Below are 20,742 nucleotides of genomic sequence, written 5' to 3' on the forward strand. Positions count from 1 at the left end.
CCGGGAGACACCAAATGACCCTCATGACGAAATTCCTCGGCGCTGCTGCGGGCCTCGCGCTCACCGCCGGCGCGGCGGCAGCCGAACCGGCGCTGATCTTCGACCTCGGCGGTAAGTTCGACAAGAGCTTCAACGAAGCGGCCTTCAACGGTGCCTCCCGCTGGGCCGAAGAAACCGGCGGCAAATTCGCCGAGATCGAAATGCAGTCCGAAGCGCAGCGTGAGCAGGCTCTGCGCCGCTTCGCCGAATCCGGTGCCAACCCGATCATCACCATGGGCTTCGCCATGGCCGATCCGCTGGCGACCGTCGCACCCGACTACCCCGACACCAAGTTCGCCGTGATCGACGTGAACTGGCTCGACCTGCCCAACGTGCGTCAGGTCAGCTTTGCCGAACATGAGGGGTCCTACCTCGTCGGTGTCATGGCGGCGATGGCCTCTGAGAGCAACACCGTGGGCTTCGTCGGTGGCATGGACGTGCCGCTCATCCGTCACTTCGGCTGCGGCTATGCCCAAGGCGTCAAGGCGACGAACCCCGACGCCACCGTCATCGCCAACATGACCGGCACGACCCCCGCCGCCTGGAACGACCCGGTGAAGGGCTCCGAGATCACCAAGGCGCAGATCAACCAAGGCGCTGACGTGGTCTATGCCGCGGCGGGCGGCACCGGCGTGGGCGTGCTGCAAACCGCTGCCGACGAGGGCATCCTGTCGATCGGCGTGGACAGCAACCAGAACCACCTGCACCCGGGCAAGGTTCTGACTTCCATGCTGAAACGCGTCGATGTCGCCGTCTATGACGCGATGATGGCGGGCGAAGACCTTGAAGTCGGCGAAGTCGTGACCCTCGGCTTGGCCGAAGAAGGTGTCGGCGTTGCCATCGACGAACATAACCAAGAGCTTGTCACCGAAGAGATGAAGGCCGCTGTCGACGAAGCGCGCCAGAAGATCATCGACGGCGAGATCAAAGTGGTTTCCTACTATGAGAACGACAGCTGCCCGGCACTGGACTTCTGAGCCCGATTTATCCACAATCGACCCTCGGGGCCGCGCCGATCATCGGCGCGGCCCCTTTTAAAACCCCACAGCGTGACCGGGGCAGAGATGGACCAACGCCAGACCAAGGGCTGCCATGCCCGCAGGACCTTTTGACATGACCGATACCGCCCCCGCGATCGAACTCAAGGGCATCTCCAAGGCCTTCGGCCCGGTACAGGCCAACAAGGATATCTCGATCCGCGTCATGCCGGGCACGATCCACGGCATCATCGGCGAGAACGGCGCCGGCAAATCGACGCTGATGTCGATCCTCTATGGCTTCTACAAGGCCGACGCGGGCGAGATCTTCATCGGTGGCCGCAAGACCGATATCCCCGACAGCCAAGCCGCAATCGCCGCCGGCATCGGCATGGTGTTCCAGCACTTCAAGCTGGTCGAAAACTTCACCGTTCTGGAAAACATCATCCTCGGGGCCGAGGATGGCCGCCTCTTGAAGCCCTCGCTGTCGAAGGCGCGCAAGACGCTGATCGAACTGTCGAAGGACTACGGCCTGAACGTCGACCCCGACGCGCTGATCCAGGACATCGGCGTAGGCATGCAGCAGCGCGTGGAGATCCTGAAAGCACTCTACCGGCAGGCCGATATCCTCATCCTCGATGAGCCCACCGGCGTGCTGACCCCCGCCGAGGCCGACCAGTTGTTCCGCATCCTCGGGCGTCTGCGCTCCGAGGGCAAGACCATCATCCTGATCACCCACAAGCTGCGCGAGATCATGGAGATCACCGACACCGTGTCGGTCATGCGCCGCGGCCAGATGACCGCCACCGTGAAAACCGCCGAGACCTCGCCGCAGGAACTGGCCGAGCTGATGGTCGGGCGCAAGGTGCTGTTGCGCGTCAACAAGCAGCCCGCCACACCGGGCGAGGTGATCCTCGACATCAAGGGCCTGCGCGTCGTCGATGACAAGGGCGTCGAGCGGCTGCGCGGGATCGACCTGCAAATTCGCGCGGGCGAAGTGCTGGGCCTTGCAGGCGTCGCGGGCAACGGCCAGTCGGAACTCTTGGAAGTGCTGGGCGGCTATGCCGACGGCAGTGGCAGCGTCACGCTCAACGGCACCCCGCTTGACCTCTCGGGCAAGAAAAGCGACGGCCAGTCGCGCCGCGCCCGCGGCGTCGCCCATGTGCCCGAAGACCGCCAGCGCGAGGGTCTGATCATGGATTTTCAGGCTTGGGAGAACAACGTCTTCGGCTACCACCACGACGACCGTTTCAACAGCGGCATGCTGATGGACCACGCCGCGATCCGCGCCGACGCCGAAGACAAGATGGCCCGTTTCGACGTCCGCCCACCCGACCCGACGCTGGCGGCCAAGAACTTCTCGGGCGGCAACCAGCAGAAGATCGTTCTGGCCCGCGAGATCGAGCGCAACCCCGACCTGCTGCTGATCGGCCAGCCCACCCGCGGCGTCGACATCGGCGCCATCGAATTCATCCACGAGCAGATCATCGCGCTGCGCGATCAGGGCAAGGCGATCCTGCTGGTTTCGGTCGAGCTTGAAGAAATCCTCGCCCTGTCGGACCGCATCGCGGTGATGTTCGACGGGCAGATCATGGGCGAACGTGCCGCCGACCAGACCGACGAAAAGGAGCTTGGGCTGCTGATGGCCGGGATCACCGATACCGAGAACGAACACAGCGTGGCCGAGGTCGAGGCCAATCTCGCCCGGGCGGGCGGCGACGCGCGCAAGGAGGTCTGAGATGGACGTGATGCCGAAATGGGCCGAGGTGATCCTCGTGCCGCTGATCTCTTTGCTGCTAGCCGCCGTGCTCTCGGCGCTGGTCATCCTTTCGATCGGTGAAGACCCGGTCGCCGCCGTGAACCTGATGGTCAAAGGCGCGCTCGGCTCGACCTATGGCTGGGGCTACACGCTCTATTACGCCACCAACTTCATCTTCACCGGCCTCGCCGTCGCCGTGGCCTTTCACGCGCGGCTCTTTAACATCGGCGGTGAGGGTCAGGCGATGCTGGGCGGCTTGGGCGTGGCCTTGGCCGCGCTCTACATTCCCTGGCCGCATTGGACGCTGGCGCTGATCGGCTGTGGCGTCATGGCCGGCCTTCTGGGCGCGGTCTGGGCGGCGATCCCGGGCTGGCTACAGGCCAAGCGCGGCTCTCACGTCGTGATCACCACGATCATGTTCAACTTCATCGCCGCGGCACTGCTGAACTACGTTCTGGTGAACCTGATGCGCCCGCCCGGCAGCATGGACCCCGCGAGCGCCCGCTTCCCCGAGGCCGTGCATCTGCCGACCCTGCATGAGTTGCTGGCCCCCCTTGGCATCGCCTTCTCCAAATCCGCACCCGCCAACGTCTCGCTGCTGGTGGCCGTCGGCGCCTGCGTGGCGATCTGGATGCTGATCTGGCGCACCCGTCTGGGCTATGAAATCCGCGCCTACGGCCATTCGCAGCCGGCGGCGCGATACGCTGGCATTTCGCCCGTGCGCATCACCATGATCACCATGATCATCTCGGGCGCGCTGGCGGGGCTGATGGCGATCAACAACGTCATGGGCGAAAGCGAACGTCTGGTACTGAACGCGACCGAGGGCGCGGGCTTCATCGGCATCGCCGTGGCGCTGATGGGCCGCTCGCACCCCGTGGGCGTCTTCCTTGCCGCCCTGTTGTTCGGCTTCCTCTACCAGGGCGGCGCGGAACTGGCGCTCTGGACCTCGATCCCGCGCGAGCTGATCGTCGTGATCCAGGCGCTCGTGATCCTCTTCACCGGCGCGCTCGACAACATGGTGCGGATGCCGCTGGAGCGTCTCTTCTTGATGTTCCGCCGCCCCGGCCCGCCCAAACCCGGCCCCCGCAGCGCCCAGTCGGAGAGCGCGGAATGAGCCCCTATACCCCCCTGAGAAAGCGGGTCTGACCTATGGACTACATCACGCTCATCCAATTGCTCGACAGCACCGTGCGGCTTGCCACGCCGCTGCTTCTGGCCTGTCTTGCCGGTCTCTTTTCCGAACGCGCGGGCGTCTTCGACATCGGGCTCGAGGGAAAGATGCTGGCTGCGGCCTTCTTCTCGGCGGCGCTGGCGTCGATCACCGGCTCGGTCTGGATCGGTCTCGCGGCGGGCATCGCCTCCTCGCTGGCGCTCAGCGCCGTGCATGGCCTCGCCTCGATCACCTTCCGCGGCAACCAGCTGATTTCCGGCGTGGCGATCAACTTCCTCGCCGCGGGCATGACCGTGCTGATCGCGCAGGACTGGTTCGCCCAGGGCGGCCGCACGCCCTCGCTCTTTGGCGGCGCGCGGTTCGAGCCGATCACCCTGCCCTTCGCTGAGGAGATGGAGAGCGTGCCCGTCATCGGCCCGCTCTACGAAGAGCTGATCTCCGGCCATTCGATCCTCGTCTATGCCGCTTTCCTCGCAGTGCCGCTGACATGGTGGATCCTGTTCCGCACCCGCTTCGGCCTGCGCCTGCGCGCCGTGGGTGAGAACCCCGCCGCCGTCGACACCGCCGGTGTCTCGGTCGTGGGTCTGCGCTATGCCGCCGTGGCCATTGCGGGGCTGCTCTGCGGCGTGGCGGGCGCCTATCTCAGCACCGCGCTACAGGCGGGTTTCGTCAAGGACATGTCCGCAGGCCGCGGCTTCATCGCGCTGGCGGCACTCATCTTCGCCAAATGGCGGCCTTGGTACGCGCTTTGGGCCACGCTGCTCTTCGGCCTTTTCGGGGCGCTGGAAACCCGGCCTGACGTGATCCAGTCGGTCATCGGCATCAAGGTGCAGGGCCAGCTTCTGGGTGCCCTGCCCTACCTGATGACCGTGGTGATCCTCGCCGGTTTTGTCGGAAAAGCGATCCCGCCGCGCGCGGGTGGCGAGCCCTATGTGAAAGAACGCTGACACTTCCTTCCGGCCCTTGCACCCGAGGGCCGGATCGGCGCAACCTGTCAAAGTCGTCGCCTCACCGCGACAAGCTATGTTGAACTGCGCCGCCGTTCGGGGCTAGGAAACGTCATGCAAATCTACCTGCCCATTGCCGAAGTATCGGTCAACGCCTTCCTCCTTTTGGGGCTGGGCGGCATCGTGGGCATCCTGTCGGGCATGTTCGGCGTCGGCGGCGGCTTTCTGATCACGCCGCTGCTGTTCTTTGTCGGCATCCCGCCCGCCGTGGCGGTGGCGACTTCGACCAATCAGATCGTGGCCTCCTCCTTCTCGGCGCTTCTGGCGCATCTCAAGCGGAAGACGGTCGATTTCCGAATGGGCTGGGTTCTGCTGGCCGGGGGGCTGATCGGCTCCGGCATCGGCATGTTCATCTTCAACTACCTGAAATCGCTTGGCCAAGTCGATCTGCTGGTGACGCTTTGCTATGTCGTCTTCCTTGGCATCATCGGCGGGCTGATGTTCGTGGAATCGCTCCGCGCCATCCGCCGCACCCGCAAGGGGGGCCGGGTCAAACGCAAGAAGCACTATTGGGTACATGGGCTGCCGTTTAAAATCCGCTTTCGGGTTTCGGGCCTTTATATCTCGGTGATCCCGCCGGTGCTGGTGGGCGCGGCGGTCGGGATGCTCTCGGCGATCATGGGCGTGGGCGGCGGTTTCATCATGGTGCCCGCGATGATCTACCTGCTCGGCATGCCGACCAAAGTCGTCATCGGCACCTCGCTGTTGCAGATCATCTTCGTCACCGGCTTCACCACGATGCTCCATGCCACCACCAACCAGACGGTCGACATCGTGCTGGCAGTGCTCCTGCTGGTGGGCGGCGTGTTGGGCGCGCAGGTGGGGACGCGGATCGGCGTGCGGATGCAGGCCGAACAGCTGCGCATCCTGCTGGCGGTGCTGGTCTTGGCGGTCTGCGGCAAGCTGGCGCTCGACCTTCTGCTGGAACCTGCGGAACTCTATTCTCTCAGTCCGGTGGCCGCGGAATGATGCGCGCCGTGATCGCCTTTCTCGGCCTGTGTTTCACGGCCCTGACCGCCATGGCGGAAGAGGAAATCGTGCTTGGTCTCAGCCAGGCCGAAGTCTCCATCACCACCAATTTCGACGGGTCCGAGATCCTTGTCTACGGGGCCGTGAAACGCGAAGCGCCGATCCCCGAGGGCGCGCCGCTCGAAGTTGTCATCACCGTCTCTGGCCCATCGGCCCCGGTCATGGTGCGCCGGAAAGAGCGGCGTTTTGGCATCTGGGTGAACACCGCCGCGGTTGAGGTCGACCGCGCGCCAAGCTTCTACGCCGTCGTCACCTCCGGCCCGCTGGCCGAGGTGCTCAAACGCATCGAAGACCTGCGCCACCGCATCTCCATCCCCCGCGCCATCCGGTCGGTCGGCGCCCCGATGGAGATCGCGGACCCCACCCAGTTCACCGACGCGCTGATCCGCGTGCGGAAAGATGCCAACCTGTACCAAGTCATCGAAGACGGGGTGAAGGTGGATGAGCAAACCCTCTTCCGCGCCGCCGTCGCCCTGCCCGCCTCGCTCACCGAAGGGGCCTATGACACGCGGATTTTCCTCACGCGCGGCGGCGATGTGGTGGCGCAATATGAGACGATCATCGACGTGCGCAAGGTCGGGATGGAGCGTTGGCTGTTCAACCTCGCCCATCAGCAGGCGTTTCTCTACGGGCTGCTATCGCTCTTCATTGCGGTTGCCGCGGGCTGGGGCGCCTCTGCTGTCTTTGGGTTGCTGCGCCGCTAAGCCGCGCCATCCTCGGTCGCCTCAAGCGTCAGCGCCGCCGCGGGCGCCGCCCGCAGATCATCCACACGCAGCGGCCCCGACGGCTTGCTGAGCCGGTTGCGCACCACCCAGATCAGCCGCTCCTGCGCGCGGGTGATGGCGACGTAAGCCAGCCGTTTCCACAGCGGTTGCCCGGCCTCAGACCGCCCCATCCGCGCGGCGGCATAGAGATCGGGCGCGAAGACCTGCACGTTCTCCCACTGGCTGCCCTGCGCCTTGTGGATCGTCACCGCCGCCCCATGCAGGAAAGTCGCCCCCATACGTGCGGCGAAGGGGATAAAGGGTTCCTCCTCATCCGGCTTCTCGATCTTCACGATCGAGGCGGCACTCACCTGCGGGTCTTCGGCCCCGATCACATGCAAGCGGCTGAAGCCGGGCTTTCGCCCCTCGCCCAGATAGACCACCTGCGCGCCCTTGATCAGGCCGCGCGCCTCAAGGTCCAGCCGTTTCTTGCGGTGTTTCAGCGGCAGTTCGATCCCGTCGCAGATCAGCGGCTCGCCCGCCAGCAACGCATCTTCGGGCGCGCCATGCACGGCGCGAAAGGCGTTGATCAGCCGGATGCGCGTCGCGTTGCGCCAGACCAGCACCGGGCTGCGCGCCATCAAGTCCACCTCAACCCGCTGGCCCCAGACCACCCGGTCATCTTTCCGCGCCGCCTCCTCGACCATACGCTCGAAATCGTAGAACTCGAGCTGCGGATCGGCCAACGCATGGGCCAAGTCGAGGATCGGATTATCTGCCTCCTGCCGGTGAATGCGGTTGAGGTTCAACACCCGCTTCTCGGGCAGTTTCTCGAAAACCATGGTCCCCGACTGCCCCACCGGCGCCAACTGCGCCGGATCGCCGAACAACAAGAGCGTCGGGAAAATCTCCTTGAGATCCTCGAACTGCTTATCGTCCAGCATCGAGCTTTCATCGACAAAGCCGATGTCCAAAGGCTCCTCGCGCCGTTTCCAGCCGGTGATGAAATCGCTGCCGCGCAGCCCCGCCGCGGCCAGCGCCCCGGGCACGGACTTGTTGCCCGCAAAAAACGCCGCCGCCCGGTCAAGCGCCTGTTCGCTCAAGCCCTCGATCTCGGGCTTATCGCCATTGCCGGTCAGCCATTCGGCGATGCGCTCGTACTCGGGGTGATAGACCGGCGTGTAGAGGATGCGGTGGATCGTCGTCGCCGGCACCCCGCGCAGGCGCAGCACGCTTGCAGCCTTGTTGGTGGGCGCGAGGATCGCCAAGCTGCGCTTCTCGCGCTTCTTGCGCGATTCGTAGTCGCCCGAGACGATCTCGACCCCCGCCGCCTCCAGCGCGCGGTAAAGCTCGGCCAGCAGCAGGGTCTTGCCCGATCCGGCCTTCCCGGTCACCGCCATCACCTGATCCGGCCCGCCCGCAGGCGGCATCAAAAGCGAGTCGTCCAGACCAATGCCCGCCGAGCGCAGCATATCGGCCACCTTGTCATGGGCAGCGGCTTGGTCATCGGAATAGGTGAGCGCGGTAGATGTCATTGGGCGACCCTAAATGAGCCCCGCGCCGGGGGCCAGATGGCTTTGCCCCGCCCGCCTGCAATTCATGTGGATTATCCGCCTCAGACAACGATGAGCCCCCGGCTGAGTGCACGGGCGACAGCATGTGTGGTGTTGGATGCCCCCAGTTTGAAGCGGGCGCTTTCCACATAGGCCCGCAGCGTATGCTCCGAGATCGACAGACGGTCGGCCACCTGCGCGCGGCTATAGCCCACCGCCAGCAGGGTCATCGCATCCACCTCGCGCGGAGAGAGCGCCTGCACGGCACCCGGCGCCCGCTCCGGAGCCAACGCCAGCGCCTTTTCATTGAAGCAATGTGCCGCCCAGATCAAATCGCGCCGGTGCCGCGCGGTGAAAGCGGCCCAAACCCGATCGGTGCAACTGTGGTTCGTGGTGAAAAGCGCGAATTGCCCATGCGGCCCCCGGATCGGAACCGAGAACCCCTGATCGCCGACCCCATGGTCCAAAGCATCCCGGCGAAACTGCCGCGCCGCGCGCGAGGACCAATCGAGGTCTTTCCAATCCACCGGCTCGAACCGGCGATAGCAGCCTGCGACCACGGGATCGATGCGCAGGTAGTTATGCGCCTGATAGCGCTCAGACCAGAGCGCGCCATAGGTGCCGCAGCCATATTGCACCCCCGCCGTGTCGACCCAGTGATAGACGACGTGCAAAATGCCATAGTGATCGCGCAGGTCTTTGCAGGCCTGCCCAAGGGCGGGCTGGCCATCAGCCTGCGCCAGCCTTTCCCAAATCCGTTCCAGATGCGGCTCTATCCTCATGCGTCCGGCCCACGGCCCTTTCGCGTTGCAAGGACATCTCAGCCAAAGCGATCAGCGCCGCGTCGTCCAACTGTTCCGCCGTGCGCGGCAGTTGGTTCGCCATGGCAAACGCCCTGAGATCGGCCAAAACGTCCAATATCCAATCATCTCGCATGAGGGTCGCCCAGCTTTGGTTAATGGCAGATTAATACAACCATAGCATGTACGAAATTTTGCACCATCCGCGCTTTCTGCCCCCCCATAAATGGCGGGGTTTCGGGCGCTAAGCCGCTGTTTCTAAAGGGCGCCACGCAAAACCCCCGCAGCCGAAGCCACGGGGGTCTCATCTTTGCCAAAAAGTGACGCTCAGTCGCGGGCGACCAGCGTGTCCTCCAGCGTGCGCAGCCCGGTCGTCGGCGCTTGGACCAGCACCGACATATTGCCCGGCTTATGTTCGTTGCGCATCATCTTCATATGCGCTTCGGGCAGGTCGGCCCAGCTAAAGACCTCGGACATGCAGGGGTCGAGCCGCCGCTCCATCATCAGCTTGTTGGCGGCACTCGCCTGTTTGAGATGGGCAAAGTGGCTGCCCTGCAGGCGCTTCTGGTGCATCCACATGTAGCGCACGTCGAAGGTCAGGTTGAACCCAGAGGTGCCGGCGCAGATCACCACCATGCCGCCCTTTTTGACGACGAAGGTAGAGACTGGGAAGGTCGCCTCGCCGGGGTGCTCGAAGACCATATCGACATTCACGCCCTTGCCGGTGATGTCCCAGATCGCTTTGCCGAACTTACGCGCCTCTTTGAACCACTCGGCATATTCCGGCGTGTTCACCGTGGGCAATTGGCCCCAGCAGTTGAAGTCCTTGCGGTTCAGCACCCCCTTGGCGCCCAAATCCATCACGAACTGCCGCTTGCTCTCGTCCGAAATCACGCCGATCGCATTGGCGCCCGCGGTGTTGATGAGCTGGATCGCATAGGAGCCGAGGCCACCCGACGCCCCCCAAACCAGCACGTTCTGCCCGGGCTTGAGGTCATGCGGCTCATGGCCAAAAAGCATCCGGTAGGCGGTGGCCAGTGTCAGCGTGTAGCAGGCACTCTCTTCCCAGGTCAGATGCTTGGGCCGCGGCATCAGCTGCTGGCTCTGCACCCGGGTGAACTGCGCGAAGGAACCGTCCGGCGTCTCATAGCCCCAGATCCGCTGGCTGGGGGAATACATCGGGTCGCCGCCGTTGCATTCCTCGTCGTCACCGTCGTCTTGGTTGCAGTGGATCACCACCTCGTCGCCGACCTTCCAGCGGGTCACCTTGTCGCCCACCGCCCAGACGATGCCCGAGGCATCGGAGCCCGCGATGTGGTAAGGCTCGCCATGGCCGTCGAAGGGGCTGATCGGCACGCCGCGCGCGGCCCAGACACCATTGTAGTTGATGCCCGCCGCCATCACGAGAACCAGCACGTCTTGGCTGTCGAGCTTGGGCACATCGACCACCTCTTGCAGCATCGCGCTGTCCGGATCGCCGTGCCGTTCGCGGCGGATCGCCCAAGCATACATCTGTTTCGGGACATGCCCCATCGGGGGCATCTCGCCCACTTCATAGAGGTCCTTTTGCGGGGCGTCATATTCGGCGTGTTTCGTATCCAGTGCCATGTGGGCCTCCTGCCGGTGATCGGTGTCTACAAGGTCTGTGCCGCACCGCAGAATCGCGGCGGCTCCCTTTCGGGATATGATCCACCGCGCAACAATGCAACCCCTAGATGCCGACGTTTGTAATTTTATGACCCAGCAGTTGCAGCAATTTCTGCCGCATGTGCAGCATCATCCGCCGGAAAATGTGCAATGGAATTAGCGTAGAAGGCCAAAACGGGCGCCTGCCCTTCGACGATCTCCAGCCCCTCTGGGCCTTCGGAAATGACGCCACGTTTCTTCAGCCGCGCAACGGCGCGGGCGACCCGTTCGGGCAGGACTTCCGGCTTCGGCACCCGGTTGCGCGACGGCATCCGCTCCAAAGTCGCGGCCACTTCGGCCAGCAGATCGGCCTCCTGCATCGGACGCGCGGCCTGCAACATCACCCGCGCGATCAGCGGCACGGTCAGCACCGGCATCGCCTGCGCGATCCGGTCCATCAGCATTTCGGACAGTTCCGAGACCGGCACCCCTGCCCCGGTGCGGCGCAGCGACAGCGGATCGCCAAAGGTCACCGCCGCCGTGCCAAAACGCGTGTCGCGCCCGCGCAGCCGCCGCCACATCTTGCGCAGCACAAAGCCCGCGACCACCGTGATCCGCGCCCCGAAACGCCGGTCCCCGCGCTGCCCGGCCGCGATCAGCACACGGTCCTCCAGCACCCGGTCATAGTTGATCGCCACGGGCACAAAGATGATGTCGCGCTCGCCTTCGGGATCGAACCCATCCACGACATAGGACAGAAGCCCGACCTTCGGCGGCTGCAAGGCCCCGGTCAGGCTCAAGCCGCCCTCGGGATAGAACGCCTGCGTCACCCCGCCCGTGGTGGCCATCTGCACATAGCGCGCCAAGACCTTGCGATAGAGCGCCCCGCGCGACCGGCGGCGGATAAAATACGCCCCCATGGAACGGATCAGCGTGCTCAGCGGCCAAACCCGCGCCCATTCCCCCACCGCATAGCTCAGCGCCGAAGACCGCGCGGCCAGATAGGTCACCAACATATAATCCATGTTCGACCGGTGGTTCATGATGAAAACCACCGTGGCATCCCGCGGCAGCGCGGCGAAAGTTGTCTCGTTGCTGACCGCCGTCTCGACCCGGTAGACCGTATTGGTCAACAGCCGCGCCAGGCGGATGCCGAAACTGAAATAGGCAAAGGCCGAAAACCGCGGCACGATCTCGCGCGCATATTCCCGCGCCTTTTGAAAGGCCACGTTTTCGGGCACGCCGTTGCTGCGGGCGTAATTGACGATCTCTTGGCTGACCTCCGGATCATAGATCAGCCGCTGGATCATGTCGTGCCGCCGCGCCAATTTGAAGGGCTCGATGGGCCGGGTCAGCCGCTTGTTCAACCGCTCCACCGCCCGCTCAAGCCGACGGCGAAAGAACCAACGCACCGAAGGCAGCAGAAAATGGCTCAGCGCCGTGACGGCTGCGAAAACCACGATGAGGATGAACAGCCAAAGGGGCAATTGCACAGTCTGCGTCATGGCTTAACCCTTACAGAGCGCGGGCGAGAGGACAATATTTATCTGTTTCCCGCCCGCCCAAGCGACCCGAGTGATGCCGCAACGCAGCGAATTGACAGAGGCATATTATTTCCCCTATCAACGCAATGACGCAACTTTATTGCCAACCAGATTCAAGAGGCCACAATGACCCAACCGCAGAAAGACCGCCCCTGGCTCATTCGCACCTATGCGGGCCATTCCACCGCCGCCGCGTCCAACGCGCTTTACCGCTCGAACCTCGAGCGCGGGCAGACCGGCCTTTCCGTAGCCTTCGACCTGCCGACCCAAACCGGCTATGACAGCGACCACGTGCTCAGCCGTGGCGAGGTGGGCAAGGTGGGCGTGCCGGTCAACCACCTCGGCGATATGCGCGCGCTGTTTGACGGCATCCCGCTGGAACAGATGAACACCTCGATGACGATCAATGCCACCGCCCCTTGGCTGCTGGCACTCTATATCGCGGTGGCCGAGGAACAGGGCGCGGATGTCGCCAAACTGCAGGGCACGGTGCAAAACGACCTGATCAAGGAATACCTCAGCCGCGGCACCTATATCTGCCCGCCTGCGCCATCGCTTAAGATGATCGCGGATGTGGCCGAATTCTGCTATACGAATGTGCCGAAATGGAACCCGATGAACGTCTGTTCCTACCACCTGCAAGAGGCGGGCGCGACACCGGAACAGGAATTGGCCTTTGCACTGGCCACCGCCACCGCCGTGCTCGACGCGCTGAAACCCCGCGTCCCGGCAGAGGATTTCCCGAAATTGGTGGGCCGGATTTCCTTCTTCGTGAACGCAGGCATCCGTTTCGTCACCGAAATGTGCAAAATGCGCGCCTTTGTAGACCTTTGGGACGAGATTTGCCGCGAGCGCTATGGTGTCGAAGACCCCAAATTCCGTCGTTTCCGCTATGGGGTGCAGGTCAATTCGCTGGGGCTGACCGAACAACAGCCCGAGAATAACGTCTACCGTATTCTCATCGAAATGCTGGCCGTCACCCTGTCGAAAAAAGCCCGGGCCCGCGCCGTGCAATTGCCCGCATGGAACGAAGCCCTCGGCCTGCCCCGCCCGTGGGATCAACAATGGTCGATGCGGATGCAGCAGATCATGGCCCATGAAACGGACCTTTTGGAATTCGACGATCTATTCGACGGCAATCCGGCGGTCGATGCCAAGGTCGAATTGCTGAAGGAAGGCGCGCGGGCCGAATTGGCGAATCTCGACGGTATGGGCGGCGCGATTTCCGCAATTGATTACATGAAAGGACGTTTGGTCGAAAGCAATGCCGACCGGCTGCGCCGCATCGAAAGCGGCGAAACCGTGGTGGTCGGTGTCAACAAATGGCAGCAGGGCGCGCCCTCGCCCCTGATGACCGGCGCGGGCGATATCATGCAATCCGACCCCGGCGCCGAGGCCGACCAACTCGCCCGCCTCGACAGATGGCGCAGCGCGCGCGACGAGGGTGCCGTGAAACAGGCGCTGGCCGATCTGCGCGCCGCGGCACAAGCGGGCGAGAACATCATGCCCGCCTCCATCGCCGCTGCGAAAGCCGGGGTGACCACCGGCGAATGGGCCGCGCAGATGCGCGCCGTCCACGGGGAATATCGTGGCCCCACAGGGGTTTCCGCAGGTCAGTCCAACAAGACCGAAGGACTGGACGACCTGCGTGATGCGGTGGATGCGGTCAGCGACAAATTGGGCCGGAGGTTGAAATTCCTCGTTGGCAAACCGGGGCTCGACGGCCACTCGAACGGGGCCGAGCAGATCGCCGTCCGCGCCCGCGATTGCGGCATGGACATCAGCTATGAAGGCATCCGTCTGACACCTGCGGAGATCGTCGAAGCAGCACAAACGGAAGCCGCCCATGTGGTCGGCCTGTCGATCCTCTCGGGCTCCCATGTGCCCTTGGTCGAAGACCTGATGAAACGCATGGCCGAAGCCGGATTGACGCATGTTCCCGTCATCGTCGGCGGCATCATTCCCGAGGCCGACGCGACCCGTTTGCGCGCCGCCGGGGTGGCGCAGGTCTATACGCCGAAGGACTTTGAATTGAACGTCATCATGCAAGATATCATTACGCTCGCCGATCCCAAAGCGGTGGCGGCGGAATAGGCTGACACAAAATACATCGTGCAATTAACCTATTGGCTCTATAATTCCCTCTCCCAGCACAATCTGGAAAGGAAATATCAGATATGGAAAATGACCTGAAATCCATGAGCCGCAAGGAATTGGAGAAACTTCTGTCGGATGTCAAAAAGGCATTGCAGGCCGCACAGGCCCGCGAACGCCGCGCCGCACGCAAGGCGGCGCAAAAGGCAGCGGCGGAATATGGCTTTTCCCTGAATGAGTTAGCTGATGAAGCCCCCGCGCCGAAGAAGGCTAAGAAGCCGCGCAAGGCGCCCGGCGGTCCGAAATCGAAACCCCAGTTTGCCAATCCGGAAAACCCGTCCCAGACTTGGACTGGAAAAGGCCGCCAGCCGAATTGGTTTCGCGCCCAGGTAGATAAAGGCGCCGACCCGGAAACGATGCGGGTATAATACTTCCCCGAATACGGGAATTTCGCGCCGGTTGAATAGCAATTCACCGGCGTTTTTTATTGTTGACGGAAAAGTGAATTCGACAGTCATCCCCTGCACGGTGCCGAGCGGAAGTTAACGTCGCGCCGCCTGCCCTACCGCGGCCCCCCGGCCCCACGGCAGCCCTTGTGAAGCCCGCCGCGCGCAGGCAAAATGCGCCAAACATCAGGAGACAGAAATGACCGTCCATATTGGCGCGAAACCCGGCGATATCGCCGAAACCGTATTGATGCCCGGCGACCCCTACCGCGCGAAATGGGCGGCGGAAACCTTTCTCGAAGGGGCCGAACTGGTCAACGAAGTGCGCGGCATGCTGGGTTTTACCGGCACATGGCGCGGCAACCGGGTGACGATCCAAGGCTCGGGCATGGGCATGCCGTCGCTGTCGATCTACGCCAATGAGCTGATGACCGAATATGGCGCGCAGACCCTGATCCGCATCGGCTCTTGCGGCGGCATGCAATCTCATGTCGGCATCCGTGACGTGATCATCGCCATGACGGCGAGCACGATCACCTCGCCTTCCTCTGGCATTTTCCGCGAATTGAATTACGCGCCCTGCGCCGATTACGGCCTATTGAGCGCCGCCGTGGCCGCCGCCGAAAAGCTGGAGGCAAAGACCCATGTGGGCGGCATCTATTCTTCGGACGTCTTCTATGCGGAGCGCCCCGACCTTGACGAGCAGATGGTGCGCCATGGCATCCTCGGTGTCGAGATGGAAGCGGCGGAGCTTTACACGCTGGCCGCGCGGCACAAGCGGCGGGCATTGGCGGTGCTGACAGTAAGCGATCATCTCCAAACCGGCGAGGCGTTGCCATCGGAGGATCGGGAGAAGAGCTTTGGCGATATGGTCGAGATTGCGCTGGAGGCGGCCTTTGCCTGAGTGCGGCGCCTGCTGAGAGGGCGGGATTGGTATTTGAAAAAGGATGAAGGGGCGCGGCGGGGGTCGCGCCTTTTTTTCGTGGCTTGGCGGGTGGTGTGAGCGAGGGGGGTGCTTCATCGGCTGATGTTGGCGCGGAGGAGAGTGCGGAAGGTATTTGGGAAAGGATGAAGGAGGGGGGTGTGGCGCGTCTTTCAGGCGTGTTGGCCAGCGAGCCGGCCGGAGTAGAGGCAGCCGCCCAAGAAGGTGCCTTCGAGGGCGTTGTAGCCATGGTAGCCGCCGCCACCGAAGCCGCAGACCTCTCCGGCGGCGAAGAGGCCGGGGAGGATGGTGCCCGCCGGCGTAAGCACTCGGCCTTGGGTATCGCTGTGTAATCCGCCGAGCGATTTGCGGGTGAGGATGTTCAGGCGCACGGCGATGAGCGGGCCGTTGGCCGGGTCGAGAATGGCGTGGGGTTTGGCGGTGCGGATCAAGCGGTCGCCACGGTAGTTGCGGGCGCCGCGGATTGCGGTGATCTGGGCGTCTTTGGCGAAGGGATTGTCGAGCTGGCCGTCGCGGGCCGCGATTTGGGTGCGGATGTGCTCTGGGGCAAGGGGAGCGTCTGCTGTGAGGGCGTTCATCCGGGTGACAAGGGTCTCGAGGTCGTTGGCGACGATGAAGTCCGCGCCTTTTTCTTTGAAGGCCTCGACTGCGGCGGTTGCCCCCTTGCCGAGCCGTGCTTTCAAGACTTCGCCCCATTTGCCGGAGGTGAGATCGGGGTTCTGTTCGGAGCCCGAGAGGGCGAACTCCTTTTCGATGATCTTTTGGGTGAGGATGAACCAGCTGTGTTCGCCCGCTTGCAGGATGCGTTTGAGGGTCGAGAGCGTGTCAAAGCCGGGCAGGCAGGGTGCTTCCATCCGGTCGCCGCGCGCGTCGAACCACATCGAGGACGGCCCGGGCAGTATGCGGATGCCGTGGTTGGGCCAGATCGGGTCCCAGTTCTGGACGCCCTCGCAATAGTGCCACATGCGGTCTTCGTTGATCAGCCCCGCCCCGGCCTCGGCAGCGATGGCGTGCATCTTGCCGTCGACGTAGTCGGGCACGCCGCTGACCATCCGGCCCGGCGCGGGGCCGAGGCGGTCTTTCGGCCAATGTTGCCGCACCAGATCGTGGTTGGCGCCGATGCCGCCGGTGGTGAGGATGACAGCCTCGGCGGCATGGTCAAATTGGCCTGTGGCGTTGCGTGACGTGCTTTGACCGCGCGGGGCGTCACTGTCTTCCAGCACCTCGCCCGCCACGCCGGTGACCGCGCCATCCGTTGCAACCAGCCTCGTGACGCGGTGGCGGAAGGCGAGGCGCAGTTTGCCCGCTGCCGCATATTCCTGCATCAGCCGGGCGAAGGGGGCGACGACGCCGGTGCCGGTGCCCCAGGTGATGTGGAAGCGCGGGACAGAGTTGCCGGGCCATGCGCCCCTGCCCCGCCGCGCTCGGCCCAGCCGACGACCGGGAACCAGCGCAGGCCGAAACCTTGCAACCATGCGCGCATGTCGCCCGCCGCCCAGTCGATGAAACCTTCCGCCAGCTTGCGGGGGTTGGCGTCCTCGGCCCGGTCGAACTGCGCCGAGCCCATCCAGTCGCGATAGGCAAGCTCGGCGCTGTCGCGGATGCCCATGCGGCGTTGTTCGGGCGTGTCGACCATGAAGAGACCGCCGAGCGACCAATAGGCCTGCCCGCCAAGGCTTTGCGGGGCTTCCTGGTCCAGCAGAAGCACGCGGCGGCCGCGCAACACAGCCTCATGCGCGGCGACCATGCCGGCCAGACCCGCGCCCACGACGATCACATCTGCTTTAAAACGCGCACCCATTGCCGCCCCCCCCTGTTCCGGCAAGCTTGCGGTGCTCTGGGGGCAAAAGCAAGTCACAGGCGCGGGGTGTCGAGCCCTTTGAGACAGCGGTCGGGCGGGCCTTCGCTGCGGTAGGCTTCGGCCCCGCAGGCGACGCAGTGGTATTTGCGCAGGGCGCCCTTGTCCCCTGCCCGGTCTTCGCGCCAGCGGCAGTCGCGCGTGGGCGCGTTGCGACGGGCAAAGGTCAGCACGATCACAAAGACGATAACGATGACGAAGGGCAGGATCATGGGAAAACCAAAGGCCCGGCGCTTGGCCGGGCCTTGTTGTTTTTAGACGGTCCGTTCGACCATCAGCTTCTTGATATTGGCGATCGCCGCTGCCGGGTTCAGCCCCTTGGGGCAAGTCTTGGCGCAGTTCATGATCGTGTGGCAGCGGTAGAGCTTGAACGGATCCTCAAGGTCATCCAGACGCTCGCCCGTCGCCTCATCCCGGCTGTCGATGATCCAGCGGTAGGCATGCAGGAGCGCCGCCGGCCCGAGGTAGCGGTCGCCGTTCCACCAGTAGCTGGGGCAGGAGGTCGAGCAGCAGGCGCACATGATGCACTCGTAAAGACCGTCGAGCTTGGCGCGGTCGTCGATCGACTGTTTCCACTCCTTGCGCGGCTCGGGCGTATCGGTCTCGAGCCAGGGCTGGATCGAGGCGTGCTGGGCGTAGAAATGCGTGAGGTCGGGGATCAGGTCTTTGACCACCGGCATATGCGGCAGCGGGTAGATCTTCACCACGCCGTTGATCTCTTCCATGCCGTAGGTGCAGGCCAGCGTGTTGATCCCATCGATGTTCATCGCGCAGGAGCCACAGATGCCTTCGCGGCAGGAGCGGCGGAAGGTCAGCGTCGGGTCGATCTCGTTCTTGATCTTGATCAGCGCGTCGAGAATCATCGGCCCGCAATCGTCCATGTCAACGAAATAGGTGTCGAGCGCCGGGTTCTTCCCGTCGTCGGGGTTCCAGCGATAGATGTGGAACTCGCGCAGGTTGGTCGCCCCTTCGGGCTTGGGCCATGTCTTCCCGCTGGTCATGCGGGAGTTTTTCGGAAGCGTCAGTTGAACCATTATGCGTCTCCTAAAGCGTCAGACCAGCTGCGGGCGCGGCGGCCAGCAGGCAGGTACGGGTCTCGGGGCGCGACAGGATGGTGCGCACGGTGCCCGTTGTTGTGTCATCCACGCCAACCACGGTGGCGCGGGCCAATTCGCGCAGCTCCAGCGCGTCGGCATTGTCGATGATGCAATCGGTGAAGGGGGTGATCAGCTCTTTCGGCACCTGCGGGAAACGGGTGGCCAGAACCTCGGTCACCACGCCTTTGGAGGTCTGGCGGGCGGTGTCATCCACCGCCTGCTGAACCTCCACACAGGCCGACAGGCCGAGCAGTGTGGCCGCGATGAGTGCTGTGCGGACCATCAATACACCCGTGCCTTGGGGGCGATCTTTTTCATGTCGATGCCGCCTTCATCCTCTTTGGTCAGCGGATCAAGGTGCACGGCGCGGTAGGTCAGCTTGGCCTCGTTGCCGTCGAACCAGGCCAGCGAATGCTTGCGCCATTCGTCGTCGTTCCGATCCGGGTAATCCTCATGCGCATGCGCGCCCCGGCTCTCTTTCCGGGCGGCGGCGGCGGTGATCGTGGCGGTGGCGTTGGGCATCAGGTTGGTCAGCTCCAGCGTCTCCATCAGGTCGGAGTTCCACACGAGGCTGCGGTCGGTGACATGCAGATCGTTCAGCTTGTCGGCCACGTCGATCATCTTCTTGCGGCCTTCCTCCAGCGTCTTGTCGGTGCGGAAAACGGCAGCATCGGCCTGCATGGTCTTTTGCATCTCAAGGCGCAGTTCGGCGGTCGGCGTGCCGCCCTTGGCATTGCGCAAACCGTCGAAGCGATCGAAAGCCTTCTCGACCGATTTGAGGTTCGGCGCGGGGACCGGGCTGTCGGCGTCGACAATCTTGGCGGCGCGGATTGCAGCGGCGCGGCCAAAGACCACGAGGTCGATAAGCGAGTTGGAGCCCAGACGGTTGGCCCCATGTACAGAGGCACAGCCCGCCTCGCCCACGGCCATCAGCCCGGGTGCGATGGCATCGGGGTTATCGGCGGTCGGGTTCAGCACCTCGCCCCAATAGTTCGTGGGGATGCCGCCCATGTTGTAGTGCACGGTTGGCAGCACCGGGATCGGCTCTTTGGTGAGGTCCACACCGGCAAAGATCCGTGCGGATTCCGAGATGCCCGGCAGGCGCAGGTCCAGCGTTTCCGGCGGCAGGTGGTTGAGGTGCAGGTGGATGTGATCCTTATTCTCACCCACACCGCGGCCTTCGCGGATCTCCATGGTCATGCAGCGCGATACCACGTCACGGCTGGCCAAGTCCTTGTAGGTTGGCGCATAGCGCTCCATAAAGCGCTCGCCCTCGGAGTTGGTCAGATACCCGCCCTCGCCGCGCGCACCTTCGGTGATCAGGCAGCCCGCGCCATAGATGCCGGTGGGGTGGAACTGGACGAACTCCATGTCCTGCAGCGGCAGGCCCGCACGGGCCGCCATGCCGCCGCCGTCGCCGGTGCAGGTGTGCGCGGAGGTGGCCGAGAAGTAGGCACGGCCATAGCCGCCGGTGGCCAGCACCACCATCTTGGCGCTGAACAGATGCATGGTGCCGTCGTCGAGCTTCCAGCAGAGCACACCTTGGCAGACACCGTCGTCCGACATAATCAGGTCGATGGCGAAATATTCGATGAAGAATTCCGCGCTTTGCTTCAGCGACTGGCCGTAGAGCGTGTGCAGGATCGCGTGGCCGGTCCGGTCGGCGGCGGCACAGGTGCGCTGCACGGGCGGGCCTTCGCCGAATTCCGTGGTGTGGCCGCCGAAGGGGCGCTGATAGATCTTGCCTTCCTCGGTGCGCGAGAAGGGCACGCCGTAATGCTCAAGCTCGTAAACCGCCTTGGGCGCTTCGCGGGCGAGGTATTCCATCGCATCCGTGTCGCCCAGCCAGTCCGAGCCCTTGACGGTGTCATACATATGCCACTGCCAGTTGTCGGGGCCCATGTTGCTCAAGGACGCGGCGATGCCACCCTGCGCCGCCACGGTGTGGCTGCGGGTCGGGAACACCTTTGAGATACAGGCCGTGCGCAGCCCCTGCTCCGCCATGCCCAAAGTCGCGCGCAGACCAGCACCGCCTGCCCCCACCACGACAACGTCATATTCGTGGGTTTCGTATTCATATGCTGCCATTTAA

The 20,742-nt window shown here is 63.9% G+C and carries 18 protein-coding genes and 1 pseudogene; 9 read left to right on the forward strand and 10 right to left on the reverse strand.

Translation table 11 applies throughout. The annotated features are described in order from the left end of the window. Positions 1-14: 14 nt before the first annotated feature. From ACGYLC_RS11565 to ACGYLC_RS11590, 6 genes are all read left to right on the forward strand, one after another. On the forward strand, positions 15-1,016 hold the full coding sequence (locus tag ACGYLC_RS11565) for a BMP family protein (protein WP_394399023.1): 1,002 nt from the start codon (positions 15-17) through the stop codon (positions 1,014-1,016). A gap of 136 nt (positions 1,017-1,152) precedes the next feature. Continuing rightward, entirely contained in the window at positions 1,153-2,754 is a 1,602-nt protein-coding gene (locus ACGYLC_RS11570; protein WP_394423059.1) for an ABC transporter ATP-binding protein, read from the forward strand. 1 nt (position 2,755) lies between these two features. Next, positions 2,756-3,892: an ABC transporter permease gene (locus ACGYLC_RS11575; RefSeq protein ID WP_394423060.1), complete on the forward strand. Its 1,137-nt coding sequence runs from the start codon at positions 2,756-2,758 to the stop codon at positions 3,890-3,892. A 35-nt stretch (positions 3,893-3,927) separates the two neighbouring features. After that, positions 3,928-4,896, forward strand: coding sequence for an ABC transporter permease (locus ACGYLC_RS11580; RefSeq protein WP_394423061.1), 969 nt, complete (start codon positions 3,928-3,930; stop codon positions 4,894-4,896). Between the two features lie 114 nt (positions 4,897-5,010). Then, complete coding sequence (locus ACGYLC_RS11585; RefSeq protein WP_067261874.1) at positions 5,011-5,925, forward strand: sulfite exporter TauE/SafE family protein; 915 nt, start codon at positions 5,011-5,013, stop codon at positions 5,923-5,925. After that, positions 5,922-6,689: a TIGR02186 family protein gene (locus ACGYLC_RS11590; RefSeq protein ID WP_394399031.1), complete on the forward strand. Its 768-nt coding sequence runs from the start codon at positions 5,922-5,924 to the stop codon at positions 6,687-6,689. The genes ACGYLC_RS11585 and ACGYLC_RS11590 overlap by 4 nt, the downstream gene beginning before the upstream one ends. Here ACGYLC_RS11590 and ACGYLC_RS11595 read toward each other — a convergent pair. The 5 genes from ACGYLC_RS11595 to ACGYLC_RS11615 form a co-directional block, all read right to left on the reverse strand. Further along, positions 6,686-8,224, reverse strand: coding sequence for an ATP-dependent RecD-like DNA helicase (locus ACGYLC_RS11595; RefSeq protein ID WP_394423062.1), 1,539 nt, complete (start codon positions 8,222-8,224; stop codon positions 6,686-6,688). The genes ACGYLC_RS11590 and ACGYLC_RS11595 overlap by 4 nt on opposite strands. An 80-nt stretch (positions 8,225-8,304) precedes the next feature. Further along, a complete protein-coding gene (locus ACGYLC_RS11600; RefSeq protein WP_067261877.1) occupies positions 8,305-9,024 on the reverse strand; it encodes a LuxR family transcriptional regulator in 720 nt (239 codons plus the stop codon). Continuing rightward, positions 8,972-9,178, reverse strand: a complete 207-nt coding sequence (locus ACGYLC_RS11605; RefSeq protein ID WP_394399035.1) for a hypothetical protein — start codon at positions 9,176-9,178, stop codon at positions 8,972-8,974. Before ACGYLC_RS11605 ends, ACGYLC_RS11600 begins: the two co-directional genes overlap by 53 nt. 191 nt (positions 9,179-9,369) lie before the next feature. Beyond that, positions 9,370-10,650 (reverse strand): crotonyl-CoA carboxylase/reductase, encoded by a 1,281-nt coding sequence (ccrA, locus tag ACGYLC_RS11610; RefSeq protein WP_209217441.1) that lies wholly within the window; start codon positions 10,648-10,650, stop codon positions 9,370-9,372. Positions 10,651-10,775: 125 nt separating this feature from the next. Continuing rightward, on the reverse strand, positions 10,776-12,173 hold the full coding sequence (locus tag ACGYLC_RS11615; protein ID WP_394423063.1) for a 1-acyl-sn-glycerol-3-phosphate acyltransferase: 1,398 nt from the start codon (positions 12,171-12,173) through the stop codon (positions 10,776-10,778). Positions 12,174-12,338: 165 nt separating this feature from the next. Between ACGYLC_RS11615 and ACGYLC_RS11620 the strand changes: the two genes are divergently transcribed. From ACGYLC_RS11620 to deoD, 3 genes are all read left to right on the forward strand, one after another. Next, positions 12,339-14,306 carry a methylmalonyl-CoA mutase family protein gene (locus ACGYLC_RS11620; RefSeq protein WP_394423064.1) on the forward strand — a complete coding sequence of 656 codons (1,968 nt, stop codon included), beginning with the start codon at positions 12,339-12,341 and terminating at the stop codon, positions 14,304-14,306. 83 nt (positions 14,307-14,389) lie between these two features. Continuing rightward, the gene (locus tag ACGYLC_RS11625) at positions 14,390-14,734 is read left to right on the forward strand and encodes an H-NS family nucleoid-associated regulatory protein (RefSeq protein ID WP_394423065.1); all 345 of its coding nucleotides are present in this window, start codon (positions 14,390-14,392) and stop codon (positions 14,732-14,734) included. Positions 14,735-14,951: 217 nt separating this feature from the next. Next, the gene (deoD, locus tag ACGYLC_RS11630) at positions 14,952-15,656 is read left to right on the forward strand and encodes a purine-nucleoside phosphorylase (protein ID WP_209217445.1); all 705 of its coding nucleotides are present in this window, start codon (positions 14,952-14,954) and stop codon (positions 15,654-15,656) included. A 191-nt stretch (positions 15,657-15,847) separates the two neighbouring features. Here the strand turns inward: deoD and ACGYLC_RS11635 are convergent. From ACGYLC_RS11635 to sdhA, 5 genes and pseudogenes are all read right to left on the reverse strand, one after another. Further along, a pseudogene (locus tag ACGYLC_RS11635) lies at positions 15,848-17,496 on the reverse strand (FAD-binding dehydrogenase). Positions 17,497-17,549: 53 nt separating this feature from the next. Further along, entirely contained in the window at positions 17,550-17,765 is a 216-nt protein-coding gene (locus tag ACGYLC_RS11640) for a hypothetical protein (RefSeq protein ID WP_394423066.1), read from the reverse strand. Positions 17,766-17,807: 42 nt separating this feature from the next. Continuing rightward, on the reverse strand, positions 17,808-18,587 hold the full coding sequence (locus ACGYLC_RS11645; protein WP_067261891.1) for a succinate dehydrogenase iron-sulfur subunit: 780 nt from the start codon (positions 18,585-18,587) through the stop codon (positions 17,808-17,810). Between the two features lie 10 nt (positions 18,588-18,597). Next, on the reverse strand, positions 18,598-18,933 hold the full coding sequence (locus ACGYLC_RS11650) for a hypothetical protein (RefSeq protein WP_209217447.1): 336 nt from the start codon (positions 18,931-18,933) through the stop codon (positions 18,598-18,600). Beyond that, entirely contained in the window at positions 18,933-20,738 is a 1,806-nt protein-coding gene (gene sdhA / locus ACGYLC_RS11655) for a succinate dehydrogenase flavoprotein subunit (RefSeq protein WP_394423067.1), read from the reverse strand. The genes ACGYLC_RS11650 and sdhA overlap by 1 nt, the downstream gene beginning before the upstream one ends. Between the last annotated feature and the right edge of the window lie 4 nt (positions 20,739-20,742).

The organism is Sulfitobacter sp. 1A12157 (assembly GCF_043557345.1).
Lineage (GTDB): Bacteria > Pseudomonadota > Alphaproteobacteria > Rhodobacterales > Rhodobacteraceae > Sulfitobacter.